A 17,160-nucleotide genomic window follows, 5' to 3' on the forward strand; every position below is an offset into this window, starting at 1 on the left:
ACCACTTGCAGGAAAGGCGGGGGAGAGGTATAAGCCCGCTGCACCAATCAGTCGGAGTGTAGCGCAGCCTGGTAGCGTACCTTGTTCGGAACGAGGGGGTCGGAGGTTCGAATCCTCTCACTCCGACCAGTGAACTCTCAAATCACGTGCCTTCAAAATGCGATAGCGGTATCGCTAAGCTTTCCCTTGCATTTATAACGTCTCTACGTCGACAAAACCGATTCAAGAAATGTATTCGTGCTATAAGTGCGATGTTACTCTTCGTTTTGAAAACCTTCCCTTTTTCGACGGTAATATAATCATTGCACAACCCATACCCGCAGAGTGCTATAGACGCTTTCTGGTTGATAACTATCAATCAGCCTGCGTACTTATGTCACCCCTAGAAGCTGCAATTAATAGTTGTGTGAATCATTTTCATAAACCAAAAGGAGAGTGCTTAAAGGCAGTCAGTGTCATCATTTTGGATAAAACGCTGAGCGAGCCGAACAAAGGAAATGAAAAGAGTCATACAATGCAACCGAAACTGAAAATCATTTTGTTGTCTTCTGCTTTCAATGGCTTAACGCAAAGAGCTTGGGCTGCGCTTAAGGAAGCGGGACATATGGTTAGTTTTCAACTCTTTACTGATGAAATTGAAGTCGTTCGTGCCGTAGAACGAGCGCAACCGGACATCGTTATATGTCCGTTTTTAAAAGACCGGGTTCCCGCAGAACTCTGGCAAAACGATAAAGTGCCAGTTATTATCATACATCCAGGAATTATCGGAGACAGAGGAGCTTCAGCACTGGATTGGACCATTGTGAACGGTTTGAAAAAATGGGGTGTGACAGCCTTGCAAGCCGTAGAAGAAATGGACGCCGGGCCGGTATGGTCTTCGCATGGGTTTGATGTGCCGCATCCGATAAGAAAGTCGGAATTATACAATAGCGCCGTAAGTGACGCAGCGATGAAATGTATCTTTGATACAATAACATCATTCATAGAAGGCGGAAAACCGACACCACTTCCGGAAATCGACCATGTCGAGGGCCGTTTGCAACCAAACATGAAACAAGCGGATCGCTCAATAGATTGGTCGCAGCCAACGCTTTCCATTCTCCAAAAAATCAATGCTTCAGACGGTGTTCCAGGAATAAAAACGATAATTGGTGACAAGGAATATTATGTTTATGATGCTCACCCAAGCAATCAAATTGGAGAAGCTGGAAAAATACTTGGCAAACGTTTTGGATCCATTCTTTTGGGTACCGGGGATAAAAGCCTATGGATCGGCTCTTTGAAGCCGGTGAATGAAGACGGCCGGTCGCTTTTCAAATATCCTGCAGTACAGGTTCTAGGCGACAAGCTGGCGTCGGTGCCGGATTTGGATACTCCTTTATCGGCAGAAAAGATTGATGAAGAGTACAGTCCGGTGCGCTATATGCAAGACGGGCCGATCGGAGAGCTGACTTTTGATTTTTATAATGGCGCTATGAGTACGGAACAATGCGAACATGCGGTCGAGGCCTTGCGGTTTGCAAAGTTACAAAAGACCAAGGTTCTTATTGTGAAGGGTGGATGGAATGCATTTTCTAATGGCATCCACCTCAACACAATCGAAGCAGCAGACTGTCCGGGTGAAGAGGCTTGGCGCAACATCCAGGCGATTGACGACGTATGTTTAGAAATTTTAACAGCGCAACAATTTGTTATTGCAGGCGTCAGCGGTAGCGCAGGGGCGGGTGGCGTCATGTTGGCTCTTACAGCCGATCTTGTTCTTGCCCGTGATGGAATTGTTCTAAACCCGCATTACGCCACAATGGGCCTCTACGGATCGGAATATTGGACCTATACATTGCCCAAGCGGGTAGGTGCTGAAGAAGCAAAAGCGCTTACTTCCGATTGTCTGCCTGTCAGTGCCGCGCAGGCGTTAAACATCGGCCTGATTGATGGAATAGGCCCCAGAGACAAGAATGCCTATCTCGATTGGCTCCGCTCACAAGCGCGGGCTATTGTATCGGACGAAAAAACTGCGGTGAAGAAAGTGTTCGACGCCACGTCAGCCCAAGCTTGCCGGACTGCGGAACTTGCAGAGATGCGCCAAGATTTGCTTGAAGATCGCAATCAATTCTCAGCGAGACGCACATGCTTTGTTATGAAAAAACGTGCAACCAAAACACCTGATCGTCTGGTTGCTGAATGGGCAAAGTAAGACGCTTTAAATATCACCAAATTTAGAGCGTGCCGCGCATCAGCGAATGGGCAACCCCACCGTTAGGTTTGCCCATTCACTCGGATATACTTCATTGATTAAATGTGAAAGCGCGTTTGTTGCCGGGGTGGAGGATAAAAATCGCGATGATTGATGAAGCCGGGTGCATTCTGTCGTGAATGTTTGAAGCGTCAAGGTTTCAGTTTGCGACAGAACCTTGAGCTCCAAAAAACACATAGTGTTTTTTGTTTCAGCATAAATGTTTTCAGCCATAAATTTCGCGCGTACTCGACGGTTAAAAGCGCGCCGGCGGAAAACTATTTGGCAGATATGTTCCGACGTCTGGATCATCGACAATTGTCTGTTGAAATTTCTGGATAAGTTTCATGACCTGATCTTGTGTATCACTGTTCATTGCGGCGTCTAATGCCCTATCAACTTTGCGTGCCGCATCCGAGGTCGGATCTGCAAATGCGCTGACAATATCTTCAACATCAATACCAAGCTTGTCCAAGCCCAGTTTTTTGGCAAGTTTATCCAGTAATTCATGATACGCTGCTGGATCATTCTGCTTCATATCCCTCATAGCGGCACTAAGTTTGTTTGCCATGTTCTTGAGATCTTCGCCGCCTTCGTCGAGATCAAAACCAAATGCTTTTGCAACCTCCTTGAAGAATTTTATTTTCAATTCTTGCTTGGTGATGCGGCTGCTATCAAAAACTTCAGCGCCTGCCAATTTGTTTCGTATTTTGTCATATCCTGTTTGTTCTTTTGCTGCAGACGGTGCGTTGTCGTGGGCGGATTGCACAGTTGCATCGCTGGCAGATTTGGGAATATCTTTTTGCTTTTCCCGTCGCTCAACATTTTGCTGCATAATTTCTACAGCGCCGAATTTCAAACTGTTTACCGGTGTTATTGCCATATCGTCCTCCCGTCTCCTCTTAATAGCCTATCACTTTTTTATCCGGCGACCAAGAACAGACCAGGATTGTTGATTGTTCCCGCAAATGACTAGCCAGTCTGATCGGTGCCGGACGGTGATATGTTGCTCTCATCAACTAATTGTAAGAAACCGCTGCCATTATCGCCTTTTAATGCCCACTATTTTCGGTTTATCTTAAAATAACTTTTAACCGCCCTGATATGTTCAGCGACGGAATGTGTTGAAAGGCTTAAAGAAAGTGGAATCCGTAATCGTCATATTGATCTTGCTCGTTGCCGTGATCATAAGCGGCGCGATATCGCGCGCTTTGCCCCTTCCCATTCCTTTGCCTTTGATTCAGATTGCGGTTGGAGTGCTGATACCTCTTACGGGAGATTTGGGGGTAAAACTTCGCCCTGAATTGTTTTTCTTGCTGTTCTTACCGCCTCTGCTGTTTCTTGATGGGTGGAGAATTCCGAAAGAAGGCTTGAAGCGTGACAAGTGGACGGTGCTGGAATTGGCGCTGGGGTTGGTGGTCTTTACTGTTCTGGGGGTCGGCTTTTTTACCTACTGGATTATTCCTGCTATGCCTCTGGCTGTCGCATTCGCATTGGCTGCCATCGTTTCGCCAACAGATCCAGTGGCGGTTTCAGCGATTGCCAAACGTGTGCCTATTCCAAAAAGATTGATGCATATTTTGGAAGGTGAGTCGCTTTTGAATGATGCGTCCGGTCTTGTCAGCATGCGCTTTGCGGTCACTGCAGCCATGACCGGAAGTTTTTCCTTGTTTGCAGCTTTTGGAACATTTTTATGGACAGCTGTTGCAGGTTTGATCATCGGTGCGGCCACAACATTTCTGGTTACTTGGGTGACCAATTACTGGACACGCAAGTTTGGTGAAGAAACCGGCTCGCAGATTGTTGTCAGTTTGCTGATCCCTTTTGCTGCCTATCTGGCGGCAGAAGCTGCGGAAGCTTCCGGTATTCTTGCAGCCGTTGCTGCCGGCATCTCGATGAGTTTTACCGAAGATAGCTTGCGAAATCTGGCATTAACACGCATCCGGCGTTTGGCCGTCTGGGATACAGTCCAATTTGTCGCCAATGGTGTGATCTTTGTTATTCTGGGTGAACAGCTTCCGCATATTATCAGCAGTGCGGCGGTCGTTGTGGAGGAAACCGGCCATCATGATCCATTGTGGTTGATCGTCTATGTTGTTGCAATCAACTTCGCGCTTGCGGCACTTCGTTTCATATGGGTCTGGATTTCTTTGCGTTTTACATTGGCAAGCGCGCATCGGCGTGGGCAGAAACCGTTTGTCCCCGGCTGGCGCTTGATTGCGGCGACGTCTCTTGCCGGTGTGCGTGGTACCGTCACACTGGCCGGTGTTTTGACCCTACCTTTGTTCCTTCCCGATGGGACACCATTTCCTGCACGTGATCTGGCAATCTTTCTGGCAACGGGGGTTATACTGATATCCCTTGTCGCAGCAAGTGTCGCTCTTCCGTATCTATTGAATGGTTTGGAACTTCCCCCCGAGCCCTCGCATCAAAAAGAAGAAGAACGTGCCCGCACCGCTGCTGCGGAAGCCGCAATTAAAGCGGTTGAACAAGCTGTGCATAGTCTTGGTGAAGGGCGCAGTGACGCCGACCTCTACACCACTGCGGCGGCCAGAGTTATGGAAACTTACCGTGATAGGCTTGCCGGCCAAAATATTTCGGACGAAGATGCCGTTATTGCGCGCAATGTTGAAGAAATTGAACGCCGGTTACGGTTAGAAGCGTTGAAAGCCGAACGCCAAACCTATTTTGCTTTTGGTAGGCGACATCAGTTGTCGGAGGAAGCCGCCAGCCGCTTTATCCGCGAGGTCGATCTATTGGAAACCCGTTTCAGCAATGGATAGGCATACTATCCATTGCCTTTGAAACCAATCATGCGGAACCCGCCTAGAATAAGCGCGATAACAAAACAGGCAGCACCACACCATAATGCGTAGCGCGGGCCAATTTGAGACGAAATAATCAGGCAAAACGCAACAAGTGCGCTGCCAATTGATTGTCCTAAAAGGCGTGCGATGCCCATAATGCCGCCCGCTGCACCACTGCGGCTGGCAGGCGTAGAAAACATGATAATGCGTTGGTTTGGCGCATTGAAAAAACCCATGCCGCAGCCGCAAAGCATCATACAGAAAACGATCATCCAAGTTGATGTATTAACGGTCAGAAGGCTGAGTGCATACATGCCTAAAGCGCAGAACAACATCCCGATAGCAACCAGCGCAGCAGGCGAGAAACGATCAGAAAGGCGCCCAGTAAATGTCGAAGTCATGGCGGCCATTGCCGGCCAAGGGGCAATGAGAAAACCCGTTTCAAACTGGCTGCGATGCAAAATGGATTGAAATGAAAAGGGCAGCGCCACAAAAGCGATGCCCTGCGCAATGAAAGCAAAAAATACGGCAAGGATCGACAGTGCAAAAATGCGATATCCAAAAAGATCAAAAGCGAGAAAGGGCGCAGGATGGTGTCTTTGCCGGTAAATGAGTGCGCTTATACAGACGAGCGCGATACTTAGAACAACAATAACCACCGCTAAAGGCTGCCGATGGGCACCCTCGCCAATCGCCAATACGAGTGCGGCAAAGCCGATAGCGCAGAAAAAGGCCGCAAGGCGGTCAAATCGATAGGCGCTGAAGGGTGTCTGGGGCAGGGATTGCAGAGCCATGACAAGGCTGACGAGACCAATGGGAACATTGATCAAAAACAACCAATGCCAGCTGGCAAACCATAAGATGCAGGATGCGAGTGTTGGCCCAAGTGAAAAGCCAAGCCCCATACATAAAGCATTCAAACCCAAACCAAATCCCAATTTTTGCGGCGGGAAAATAAATCGTATCAAAGCGAGGTTTGTACTCAATAATCCTGCGGCACCAACACCTTGCAAGATTCGCGACGCCACAAGGGTCGGCAATGACCATGATAGGCCGCACAACAATGATGCCAAGGTGAAAATGACGAGGCCGCCGATAAATATCCGTCGAAAACCGTAAACCTCGCCTAGGCTTGCCATTGGAAGGGTACAGGCCACCATTGCCAACAGATAGGATGTGACTGCCCAAACAACTGTGGCTTCACCCGTACTGAATTCCCTTGCTATCGTCGGCAAAGCCGTATTGGTAATGCCGGTATCGATCATTGCCATGAGCGTTGCTAGGCAGATCGATAAAATGGCTAAAATGCTTTGCGATGGCTGGGTAAGGTGTGACGTTGCGGTTTTTTCTATCATCGACTTGCTGATATTGTTGGATCTCAACCGTTTTATGAGCAGGTTTTATCCTGAATGCAATGTCTGTCATGCACGAATAACCGGCAAGCGGGTTATTCATGCTTTTCTCGGTGCTTTGGATAGAACGGGGAGGGGACGACCCCTCCCTGATATGTCTAGAGCACGTTCGGCATTTGATGAACCAAATACGTGCTCTAAGTTTTTAGTTTTTATGCATTTTTTGTCCGATAGGAGTGGGATTAAAAAAACGATCCTGTGAATCGTTCTCCCCACGGATGCGCTTCACACTTTTGGGAAAATGCTCTAGAAGAAGCCCATTTTATCAACGCTATAACTGACCAGCATATTTTTAATTTGCTGATAATGTTCGAGAGTCGTTTTGTACATTTCCCGTCCGATACCTGATTTTTTGTAGCCGCCAAAGGCTGAATGGGCCGGGTAGACATGATAGCAATTGGTCCACACCCGACCAGCCTGTATTGCGCGGCCGAAGCGATAGGCCTTATTGATGTCTCTTGTCCAAATGCCAGACCCCAGTCCATACATGGTGTCATTGGCCATTGCTAATGCCTCGGCATCGGTTTTAAAGGTGGTGACAGCCAGAACCGGCCCGAAAATTTCTTCCTGGAAAATGCGCATTTTGTTGTTGCCTTTGAAAACCGTCGGTTCAATGTAGCAACCATGGGCCAGGTCGCCCGATAGGCTGGATTTATGCCCGCCGGTCAGCAGTTCTGCACCTTCCTGCTTGCCGATTTCGATATAGCGCAGTATCTTTTCCATTTGTTCGGTAGATGCCTGCGCACCAATCATGGTTTCAGGATCAAATGGATCGCCACGCTTTATCGCCTTGATGCGTGAAAGCGCGCGTTCCATGAATTTGTCATAGATATCTTCGTGGATAAGAGCGCGACTTGGGCAGGTGCAGACTTCGCCCTGATTTAGAGCAAACAACACCAATCCTTCTATGGCTTTATCGATGAAAGAATCTTCATGATCCATAATATCGCCGAAGAATATGTTTGGCGATTTACCACCAAGTTCCAACGTGACAGGGATGATGTTTTCGGCAGCCGCCTTCATAATTTTAGAACCTGTGCCGGTCTCTCCGGTAAAGGCAATTTTTGCAATTCTTGAATTGCCGGACAAGGCAACACCGGCTTCTTCGCCAAAACCGTTCACAACATTAATAACACCCGGAGGGACAAGATCTCCAATCAGCTCCATGACGAAAAGGATGGACGCCGGCGTTTGCTCTGCCGGTTTCAGGATAACGCAATTACCGGCGGCCAAAGCCGGTGCCAATTTCCATGCGGCCATGAGGATCGGGAAATTCCAAGGAATAATTTGGCCGACAACGCCCAGTGGCTCATGAAAGTGATATGCAACGGTATCCTTGTCGATCTCGGAAATTCCGCCTTCCTGCGCGCGGATCAAAGCGGCAAAATAGCGGAAATGATCGACAACCAATGGAATGTCTGCAGCCATTGTTTCGCGTATGGGCTTGCCATTATCCCATGTTTCTGCCTCTGCAATTGCCCTCAGGTTTTCCTCCACCCTGTCCGCAATACGCAACAGCACCATGCTGCGATCGGTAGCACTTGTTTGGCCCCATTCCTCCTTGGCAGCATGTGCGGCATCAAGAGCAGCTTCAACATCTTCCGCTTGTGATCTGGCAACTTCACACAGGATTTCACCATTGACCGGTGATCGGTTTTCGAAATAGCGACCGCTTTTGGGCGCTATCCATTTTCCGCCTATGTAGTTTTCATATCGATTTTTGAAAGGTGATTTTACGCGACGATTTTCAACCATGTCTTCCTCCTCAAGAATGACTGTCGTATTGATGAGGCTAACACGAGGAAGGGCTAAACCAAAGCCTTAAATCTTTGTCAAAGGAGATGCTGTTGCTCTGCGCAAGACAGGGGTGGGGCAATTTCTGCCTATTGATAAAAAATAGCGATACGCTGACCGTCAATCTCGGATACTTTGATATCCAGCCCATAGATATCTTCCAAAATATGGGGTTGCATGATTTCGTCAGGTCGGCCGGCATGGACCAATTTTCCATCTTTCAAAGCGACGATAAGGTCGGAATAACAGGAGGCGAAATTGATATCGTGCATGACAAGAACAATGGTTTTGCCCAATTCGTCGGCAGCTTTTCGAAGTTGCTTCATCATGGAAACGGAATGTTTCATGTCAAGATTGTTCAATGGTTCATCAAGTAAGACATAGTCTGTGTCCTGACAGATGATCATTGCAACAAAGGCCCGTTGACGTTGGCCACCGGACAATTCGTCGAGGAAGCGTTCTTGCAGCTCTTCAAGGCCAAGATATCTTATGGAGCTGTCTATGAATTGGATGTCTGCTTTGGTAAGGCGCCCATGGGAATAGGGATAGCGGCCAAAACTAACAAGATCGCGCACGGTCAGGCGAGCTGACAGGCTGTTATCCTGTCTGAGAATGGACAGGCGTTTTGCAAAAATATCACCAGATGTCTTTGTCACATCGAAACCATCGACGCTGATCATGCCCTTATCCATTGGCAAAAGGCGGCTGATCATCGTCAGCAAGGTCGATTTTCCCGCTCCGTTGGGGCCGATAATGGAAACAATGCCGCCTTTCGGAATCGTCAGGCTCAGATCGTCAATGATCAGACAATCATCGTAGCTTTTATAAACATGACCAATTTCGATCATTTTAATTTTCCCTTCATCAGCAAGGTCAAAAAGACGATGCCACCGGCAAATTCAATTATAAAACTCAGGCGACTGGCCATATTGAACAATTGTTCCAGTACAAATTGCCCGCCGACCAAAAAGACGATGGAAAGCAGCACCGCAACCGGCAATACAACAATATGTTTGCTGCTGGGGGTCAGCTGATAGGCCAAGCTGGCAACAAGAAGACCAAAGAACGTAACCGGCCCAACAAGGGCTGTGGAAACGGAAACCAGTATCGAGATCAATATGAGGATGAGCGTTACGCTTTTGCGGTAATCAATCCCGAGATTAATAGAAGCATCACGTCCCAAAGTTAAGACATCGAAGAGATGGCGCATACGCCAGCCGATCACCGAGACGATCAACGCAATAATCGCCGAAATGCCGATCAACCCAGTGTTGAAGCGGTTGAAATTGGCAAACATGACATCCGTAAGATTGACAGCTTCATCAGGGTTCAGCTGAAGTTGCATTAACATGCGCAAACTGAAAAACAGACCACCAAAGACCACGCCGATCAAAAGCGTCATATGCAGGCCTTTGACACTGCCGGAAAATAACCAGCGGAATAAAAGTGTCGAGAAAATAACCAGAATCAAAGCTTCGCAGAGGAACTTCACTTCTTCACTGATGCCGGGAATGGTCGTCGTTCCAACGAAATAGACAACAAGTGTCTGTATCAGAATATAGAGTTGGTCAAACCCCATGATGGAAGGTGTCAGGATACGATTGTTGGATACTGTCTGGAAGAGCACTGTAGACACGGCAATTGTGTAAGCGATTAATACAAGGGAGGCCAGTTTTGTGAAGCGAAACGTCCATATGTTGGCATTAATATTCCATGACATATAGAGCGCGATAACGGCTAGAGCCGAGAGACCCAACACAAGCAGAATGGGTTTTGCCGATTTTCTTTTAGCCAAGGCGTTTCCTCCAGCGCAAAAGAAGTGCAATAAACAGCACGCTGCCTATCACGCCCATCATGGTGCCAACGGGTACTTCAGCTGATTTGCTCATGACACGGCCCAAAATATCACATAACAGCACCAGTCCCGCGCCGGTTAACGCGACCCATGGGGCGCTGCGGCGCATATTGTCCCCCATGACAATGGAAACGATGTTAGGAACGACAAGGCCGATAAATGGTACTCTTCCGACCGTGCAAATGACACAGGCCGTTATAAGAGAGATAATTAAAAGACCGAAAAGCATGATACTGCGGTAGTTAAGCCCGAGATTGTTGGCAAAATCTTCGCCTAGGCCGGCAACGGTGAAACGATCAGCGGCAAGATATGCCAGAAGGCATAAGGGCAGTGACAGCCATAGCAATTCATACTTGCCATCAATCACCATCGAAAAACTGCCGAAGAGATAGGCTTGTAGCGAGGGAAGCAGCATTTCGTTGTCTGCAATACCATTGGTCAAAGCACCGATAATGTAGCCAAGCATTATGCCTGTCAGTGGCACAATGAGAACGGAACGCAGCGGTATTTGCCGCAACAGGAACATGAAGAGCAAGGACCCGGCCAAAGCAAACAAAGCCGCAATAGCCATTTTGCCGATGACGGGTATGCCGGGTGCAAAAATCATCACGCAAAGGATGCCAAGTGAAGCAGATTCAACGGTTCCTGCCGTTGATGGTTCGACAAAACGGTTTCGGGCAAGCATTTGCATGATCATGCCGGACAGAGCCAATGACATGCCGGCCAAAATCAAAGACGCCGTTCGCGGTATGCGGGTTTGCCAGAAGACCAACCACGCATTGGCGTCTCCCTCCATCAGGCGCGACAGTGTCACGTTTGAAAAGCCAAGAAAGATGCTGGTAATAGCAAGGACGACGATTACCGTTATGCCAATGCAATAATTTCGCACAATAACCATTACCTAAAAAAGAAAACACCAGCGGCGATGATCAAAACCATAACCGCTGGTGTTAAACCTTGTATTGGTTCGACAATCAACCCATTTGTTGAGTTTTTTTGTCAACAACAGGTTTGAACATTATTTGGCTTTCGAAAAAGCTTCATTTAACTGGTCTGCTGTTTCATTGAGGCCGGAAAGACCGCCGCCAACAAGATACCAATTTTGAGGGTCGAGATAAACAATCTGCTTTTTCTCACCAGCCTTTGTCTTGTTGACAAGCGCATTATCGAGAAGCTGTGCTGCAGACTGCCCTTCGCGGCCGATGGCTGCATCGCGATCGATCACAAACAACCAATCAGGATTGGTTTCCAAGATGAATTCAGGTGAAATCATCTGTCCATGTTTGCCGACTTCCAATTTATCATTGGCCGGAATGACACCGAAGCCGGAATGCAGAAGACCAAAACGTGATCCCGGGCCAAAGGCGCTCATTTTGCCGCCGGTGGTCAAAATCAAGAGGCCAGTGCCTTTTCCGGCTGCGTCCTTGCGTGTTAAAGCAAGCTTTTCGTTAAGTTTGTCGATCTCAGCCTTGGCTTGATCCTGTTTGCCGAAAATTTGGCCAAGAAGCGTCACATTGCGGTCGACATCGGCAAGATAGTGGTCATTATTGACCGTAAGATCGATTGTCGGTGCAATTTTCGAAAGATCTTTGTATTTCGGCTGTGAACGGCCACCAATGATAATCAGATCAGGTTGAAGACCAGCAATTGTTTCATAATTCGGTTCGAACAATGTTCCGACTTTGGTGTATTTCGCGTCATTATATTGTTCGAGATATTTTGGCTTTACCCCTTCCGGTACGCCGATAACATCGGTTACGCCCAGACGTGTCAAATTATCCAAGGTTGCAAGGTCAAAGACGACAACTTTTTTAGGATGATCCGGTATGGAGGTTTCGCCCGATACATGTTTGACCGTGACATCGGCAAAAGTAGGGGATGCAAATGAAATGGCGGCTGTCAGCGCGCCAAAAAATAGTGTGGCAAGTGTTTTGCGTCGTGTAATCATTTTTTCCTCACTGTTTGGGTGGATTGATTGGCTGTCTGTTTTCAAGCGTAAACGCGAGACAATCTTTGATTGACGGGGCGACCATCGTCCCGTGGTTCTTGTCGTCGAAACGGTGGAAACTATTATCGATATGCTTTTTATTTTTGAGATAGGTAGAAACATCTTTGCCGTTAGGCCCTGAACGCAAATCGGCGATGCGCTTTTTTTGTTCATCACCAATCTTTTTATGGTCTGTCCGCATGCCGGACGTTTCTATTAGAAGACGTGGTGAGAAATCACTGGGCTTTTGAAAGCGCTCAAGCCGTGCCATGAATTCATGACTGTTCCACCAGATGGACGGGTCTGCCGCGCAATAGGTCTGAAATGCGTATTTATCCTGCGATATCAGCGTGTTCATGACAAAAAGACCACCCAGAGAATGCCCGAATAAGGTTTTACGATTATCGTCGATAGGATAAGTCGCTTTTAAATCCGGCAAAATCTTGTTGATGATTAAATCTTTGAAGGCTGCATCACCGCCGGTTTGCGGTTTCTGCGTGCCGGGACGCGTGGGGATTTTATCACTCGGCGCTTTGGTGGTGAGGTCAAAGAAACGCCTTTGGACGATTTCTTCTTTGCGCTCTGTAGGGTAGCCGATGCCAACCAACAGCGCTTTTGGATGAAGCGACTGCGCCAGAGGAAATGTCATATTACCGTCCAGCAATACGACCAGAGGCCAACCCTTGTCGGGTGCTGCCCCATCTGGTTGGGTGATAAAGAGCCTATAGGGCTTACCATCGGCAGCGATGATATCTTTTTGACCGGAGGTAACTGCGCGATCTTTCGGCATGGAGGAAGCAAAAGCAGTCTCCGTTGCCAAGAATGACAGAAAACCTATGGCGACGAGCGCCATAGGGTAGTGATTCAATCGTGGAAATATCCTGCGAAACATTGGTGCGCCTTAGAAATTAGATGTCATGCTAACCCACAAACGACGGCCTTCGACAACATCGTTGAATTGATCGACGCCGACGCGCTTATCAAAGAGATTGTAGAGTGCGGCGTTAAACTTGACATTCTCGCTAAAGGCATATGAACCGCCAATGTCGAAAGTAAAGTAATCCTCATATTCACGGCCGACAATAACACCATTCTTATAGACTGCCTTGCCGGCACTGCCTGTACGGAAACCGGCATTGGTTTCTTTACCGTGGTAGTTGGCTGCGGCCCAGCTTTCCAGTTTATCAATGGGTGTGATCCAGTCAGCACGGATATTGGCCATATGTTCCGGCGTTCTCGCCAATGGCAGCCCGGAATAATCACCGGTTTTTTGCTCGGAGTCGGTATAGGTATAATTACCCCGTACGGTGATTGTATCGGTGGCCATCCATGTACCGGTTAGCTCGACACCCTGCATGACTGCATCGTCAATGTTCAGATTCTCATAAAGCACATAGTTAGGATCAACCGACCATTCAACGGGATTACCGGCAGCGTCCAAAACTTGGCGGTTGGTAATCTTGTCCTTGAAATCGGTGTAGAAATAGGTTGCACCCAACTGCATATTGTCAAGATTATCCCATAGGACACTGAATTCGTATGATGTGCTCTTTTCAGCTTCGAGACCATCGGCACCGATAATCACACCACAACGATTGCGGCCCTTTGGCGGTTTACGACCATAGAAACAATTGCCGCCACCAGTCGTATAGGCATAACCCGGTGCGATCTGGCGAATTTCGGGCGCTCTGAAACCAGTTGAAACGCCCCCCTTAAGAGTGAAGTTTTCTGTAGCATGCCAAACAGCATAACCACGCGGACTCCAATGTTGGCCATAAACCTGGTGGTGATCCATACGCAGACCGCCGGTTAGGGCAAACGTATCGGTCAACCACCACTCGTCTTCAGCAAAACCAGCCCATTGCTCGATAGAAAACTCGTCATCAAGACCCGTGCGCATGCCGGGATTCTGGTCGGTCAGATCACCTTTGGTATATTGACCGCCGGTTACCAGCGTGTGGTTGCCCAGAAGCTCGAAAGGTGTGGTGAATTTACCATCGACCACGGTGTTTCGTATTTCTGGCGAACGTAGATTTGCTACATATTCCTGCTCAACGCCGCTCCAAGTATAATTGGTACGTTGTGCCGTTTCCTGTAGAATGGAGAACTCGCCCGTTGTCCAGCCGAAACGACCTGTATAGCCGATAGCCCAATGATCACGATCATTGAGGTTATAGGTATCGACAGCGGCACGGCTGGCATTGCTATCGGTGTTTTCAATGTTCTTGCCGACGGTGCTGTAACGACGCAAACGCGTGTGACCTGCTTCGAATGTCAGATCATTGTTTTCGTTCGGCGTCACCGTGACTTTTGCGGTGATATCGATTTCTTTTTTCTTTGGTGTGCCCGAAATAATTTCATCTTCGGCACGCCCCAGACCGCGACCCCAAAGTTGCAGGCCGACAACGCCCGGTGCCAAAGGACCACCGGCATAGTAGCTGCCTTGCGCAGTATTGCCATATTCACTGTGCTGATTGGCTGTACCATCGATTGTAAAGCTGCCAGTCCATTTTTCCGGCACTTTACGGGTGATGATGTTGATAACACCACCCATCGCGTCAGATCCATAAAGCGATGACATCGGGCCGCGTACCACCTCGATCCGTTCAATTGCCGAAGATGGCGGAATGAAACTTTGCTCAAAGCCGGAATTACCGTTGGTGCGTGCGTCTCTCGTGCTTTGACGCTTACCATCTACCAGAATCAAGGTGTAGGCACCGGGAAGGCCGCGAATGAAAATATCCTGTTCGGAAGCTGTGCCGGTGACTGCAACACCCTGTACGCCACGCAACGCATCGGTGAGATCACGGAAGGCGTTCTTTTCAATTTCTTCACGCGGAATAACAGAAATGCTGGCTGGTGCATCTTTCACATTCTGTTCAAAACCCGTCGCACTGACAACGACCTGCTGCAGCAATGTCCCCTCTGCTGCTGTTGCTGGCTGGGCAGTCTTTTCACCATTCGCGGCAGCTGCTTCAGCCTGCGCCGCTTCGGCCTGTTTTTGTGCAGCGGTTTTGACTACACGTTTTTGCTGATTTTGTTGTGTCGTTTGCGCAAAAGCCGGATAGGCGGCTATCGTTGCAGCACCAACCAGACCACTGCAGGCAAGTGCTACCATATAACGTCTATTAAATGAAAAACGCCCCCTTTTGCGTTCTGTCATCATCATAAAATACCCTCTTCACGAAAATGTTGACTCAATTTGTATTGTTTAAAAGGGGGTTAATACCTTCTGTCAACTATCAAGTTTTAGAACGTTTCAAAATATGGCGAAATTGTGTTTTAAAAGAGGGAGATAGCAGGCTTAAAAAAAACGGCGCTGTCGCGCCGCTTTTCAAGTTTTTGTGTATTTAGCCAGTTTATCGAATCAATCATTGCGATATTGCTGGTCACTGACAGGTTCCATCCAATCAGCGCTCTTGCCATTTTCGAGTTCCTGAATGGCGTAGTGTGACATGGCAGATTGCGGTGATGCACCGTGCCAATGTTTTTCTCCCGGCTCAAACCATACAATATCGCCAGCGCTCACTTCTTCAATCGGCCCGCCTTCACGCTGGATCCAACCGCGGCCGAAAGTGATGATAATCGACTGACCTTTCGGATGCGTATGCCAATTGGTTCTGGCACCTGGCTCAAAAGTCACATGCCCGGCCAGTAGATTAGATCCTTCATGTGGGTCTATTGCCGGGTCCAAGCGTACAGTTCCGGTGAAATATTCTGCCGGCACCTTTCCAGAGGGACGACTTCCGCTTCTTTTGATTTCCATGATCGTTTTCCTTTTTTATATTAGAAACTAGCCATATCGATCACAAACCGATATTTGACATCGCTCTTCAACATGCGCTCATAGGCATAATCGATCTGCTGTGCCTTGATCATCTCAACATCGGCGGTGATGTTGTGCTTGCCGCAGAAGTCGAGCATTTCTTGCGTTTCAGCAATGCCACCAATGCATGAGCCGGCGAAAGTCCGTCGTGTCGGGATGAGGTTGAATACTTGTACCGGCAGCGGATCTGTTGGAGCGCCAACCTGAACAAGTGCGCCATCGACTTTCAGCAGATTGAGATAGGCGTTGATGTCATGACCGGCTGCAATTGTATCGATGATCAAGTCCAGACTGCTTGCGGCCTTCGCCATTTCCTGTGCGTCGCGGGTCAAAACAATGTGGTCGGCACCCAGGCGTCTTGCATCCTCGGCTTTAGACGGTGATGTTGTGAGCATTGTCACGTCACACCCCATGGCATGGGCTAATTTGACTGCCATATGGCCAAGGCCGCCAAGTCCGGCAACGCCGACTTTTGTGCCTTTCTTGGCACCCCAATGCCGCAACGGCGAATAGGTTGTGATGCCGGCACATAAAAGCGGTGCAGTAGCTGCAAGATCGAGATTTTCCGGTACTTTCAAGACGAAATCTTCGTTGACAACAACACGTTTCGAATAACCGCCAAAGGTGTATCTGTCTTTGCCTGTTTCAGGATCAGGGCTATTGTAAGTCAGAGTGTTTCCGTTGGTGCAATACTGTTCCAGCCCATTTTTACAGCTTTCACACTCGCGGCAGGAATTGACCATACAGCCCACACCCACTTTATCACCGGTTTTGAATTTTGTGACTTTATCGCCGACACGGCGCACTGTGCCGATAATTTCGTGGCCCGGCACACAAGGATAGAGTGTCCCCCCCCATTCACCGCGCGCGGTGTGGAGGTCGGAATGGCAAACACCGCAATACTGAATATCGATATCGACGTCGTGCGGGAGTGGATCGCGTCTTTCAAAGCTATAAGGTTGAAATTGCTTATCGGGTCCGCTGACGGCAAAAGCCTCACAAGTAAACATGAATAAAACTCCTTTGAACTCAATTTCAAATATATTTCAATTTCGTAAATCGCTGGATTGCTCTTTGAACATAAAATCTTCGCGATCGAACAGTCTTTGTTTCAGCCTCCGACATGTAGAATTGCGACAAATCAGCCTTCCGTCTGAACGAACAGCACCGAAGAATGGATATCATCGTCACCATTTTTGTTGCTGCCAATTGTCGTCATATTTTTTGTTCGATGGCTCTTAAAAGC

At 48.3% G+C, this 17,160-nt stretch carries 13 protein-coding genes and 1 tRNA gene; 3 read left to right on the forward strand and 11 right to left on the reverse strand.

All coding sequences use genetic code 11. From position 1 onward, the window contains the following. The first annotated feature begins 52 nt into the window (after window positions 1-52). Both ACYSNS_RS10075 and ACYSNS_RS10080 read left to right on the forward strand, forming a co-directional pair. Window positions 53-129 (forward strand) — tRNA-Pro (locus ACYSNS_RS10075). Between the two features lie 385 nt (window positions 130-514). After that, a complete protein-coding gene (locus tag ACYSNS_RS10080) occupies window positions 515-2,194 on the forward strand; it encodes an enoyl-CoA hydratase-related protein (protein ID WP_461723026.1) in 1,680 nt (559 codons plus the stop codon). Window positions 2,195-2,489: 295 nt separating this feature from the next. On the opposite strand, the gene ACYSNS_RS10085 is transcribed toward ACYSNS_RS10080, so the two are convergent. After that, complete coding sequence (locus ACYSNS_RS10085) at window positions 2,490-3,116, reverse strand: hypothetical protein (protein WP_461723027.1); 627 nt, start codon at window positions 3,114-3,116, stop codon at window positions 2,490-2,492. Window positions 3,117-3,375: 259 nt separating this feature from the next. Here ACYSNS_RS10085 and ACYSNS_RS10090 point away from each other — a divergent pair, with 259 nt between their 5' ends. Beyond that, window positions 3,376-5,016 carry a Na+/H+ antiporter gene (locus tag ACYSNS_RS10090; RefSeq protein ID WP_461723028.1) on the forward strand — a complete coding sequence of 547 codons (1,641 nt, stop codon included), beginning with the start codon at window positions 3,376-3,378 and terminating at the stop codon, window positions 5,014-5,016. Window positions 5,017-5,021: 5 nt separating this feature from the next. Here ACYSNS_RS10090 and ACYSNS_RS10095 read toward each other — a convergent pair whose 3' ends face one another. The 10 genes from ACYSNS_RS10095 to ACYSNS_RS10140 all read right to left on the reverse strand — a co-directional run bounded on the left by ACYSNS_RS10095 (window position 5,022) and on the right by ACYSNS_RS10140 (window position 16,924). Then, a complete protein-coding gene (locus ACYSNS_RS10095) occupies window positions 5,022-6,395 on the reverse strand; it encodes an MFS transporter (RefSeq protein ID WP_461723029.1) in 1,374 nt (457 codons plus the stop codon). A 303-nt stretch (window positions 6,396-6,698) separates the two neighbouring features. Further along, complete coding sequence (exaC, locus tag ACYSNS_RS10100) at window positions 6,699-8,207, reverse strand: acetaldehyde dehydrogenase ExaC (RefSeq protein WP_461723030.1); 1,509 nt, start codon at window positions 8,205-8,207, stop codon at window positions 6,699-6,701. Between the two features lie 128 nt (window positions 8,208-8,335). Then, window positions 8,336-9,094, reverse strand: coding sequence for an iron ABC transporter ATP-binding protein (locus ACYSNS_RS10105; RefSeq protein ID WP_461723031.1), 759 nt, complete (start codon window positions 9,092-9,094; stop codon window positions 8,336-8,338). Next, a complete protein-coding gene (locus ACYSNS_RS10110; RefSeq protein ID WP_461723067.1) occupies window positions 9,091-9,966 on the reverse strand; it encodes an iron chelate uptake ABC transporter family permease subunit in 876 nt (291 codons plus the stop codon). Before ACYSNS_RS10110 ends, ACYSNS_RS10105 begins: the two co-directional genes overlap by 4 nt. Window positions 9,967-10,033: 67 nt before the next feature. Next, complete coding sequence (locus ACYSNS_RS10115) at window positions 10,034-10,990, reverse strand: ABC transporter permease (protein WP_461723032.1); 957 nt, start codon at window positions 10,988-10,990, stop codon at window positions 10,034-10,036. Window positions 10,991-11,119: 129 nt separating this feature from the next. Continuing rightward, complete coding sequence (locus ACYSNS_RS10120; protein ID WP_461723033.1) at window positions 11,120-12,049, reverse strand: siderophore ABC transporter substrate-binding protein; 930 nt, start codon at window positions 12,047-12,049, stop codon at window positions 11,120-11,122. Window positions 12,050-12,056: 7 nt separating this feature from the next. Beyond that, complete coding sequence (locus tag ACYSNS_RS10125) at window positions 12,057-12,956, reverse strand: alpha/beta hydrolase (RefSeq protein ID WP_461723034.1); 900 nt, start codon at window positions 12,954-12,956, stop codon at window positions 12,057-12,059. A gap of 33 nt (window positions 12,957-12,989) precedes the next feature. Continuing rightward, a complete protein-coding gene (locus ACYSNS_RS10130) occupies window positions 12,990-15,251 on the reverse strand; it encodes a TonB-dependent receptor domain-containing protein (RefSeq protein WP_461723068.1) in 2,262 nt (753 codons plus the stop codon). Window positions 15,252-15,455: 204 nt separating this feature from the next. Beyond that, the gene (locus tag ACYSNS_RS10135; protein WP_461723035.1) at window positions 15,456-15,854 is read right to left on the reverse strand and encodes a (R)-mandelonitrile lyase; all 399 of its coding nucleotides are present in this window, start codon (window positions 15,852-15,854) and stop codon (window positions 15,456-15,458) included. Window positions 15,855-15,874: 20 nt separating this feature from the next. Further along, entirely contained in the window at window positions 15,875-16,924 is a 1,050-nt protein-coding gene (locus ACYSNS_RS10140) for an NAD(P)-dependent alcohol dehydrogenase (RefSeq protein WP_461723036.1), read from the reverse strand. Window positions 16,925-17,160: the final 236 nt, after the last annotated feature.

This window comes from Bartonella sp. LJL80, assembly GCF_054871565.1.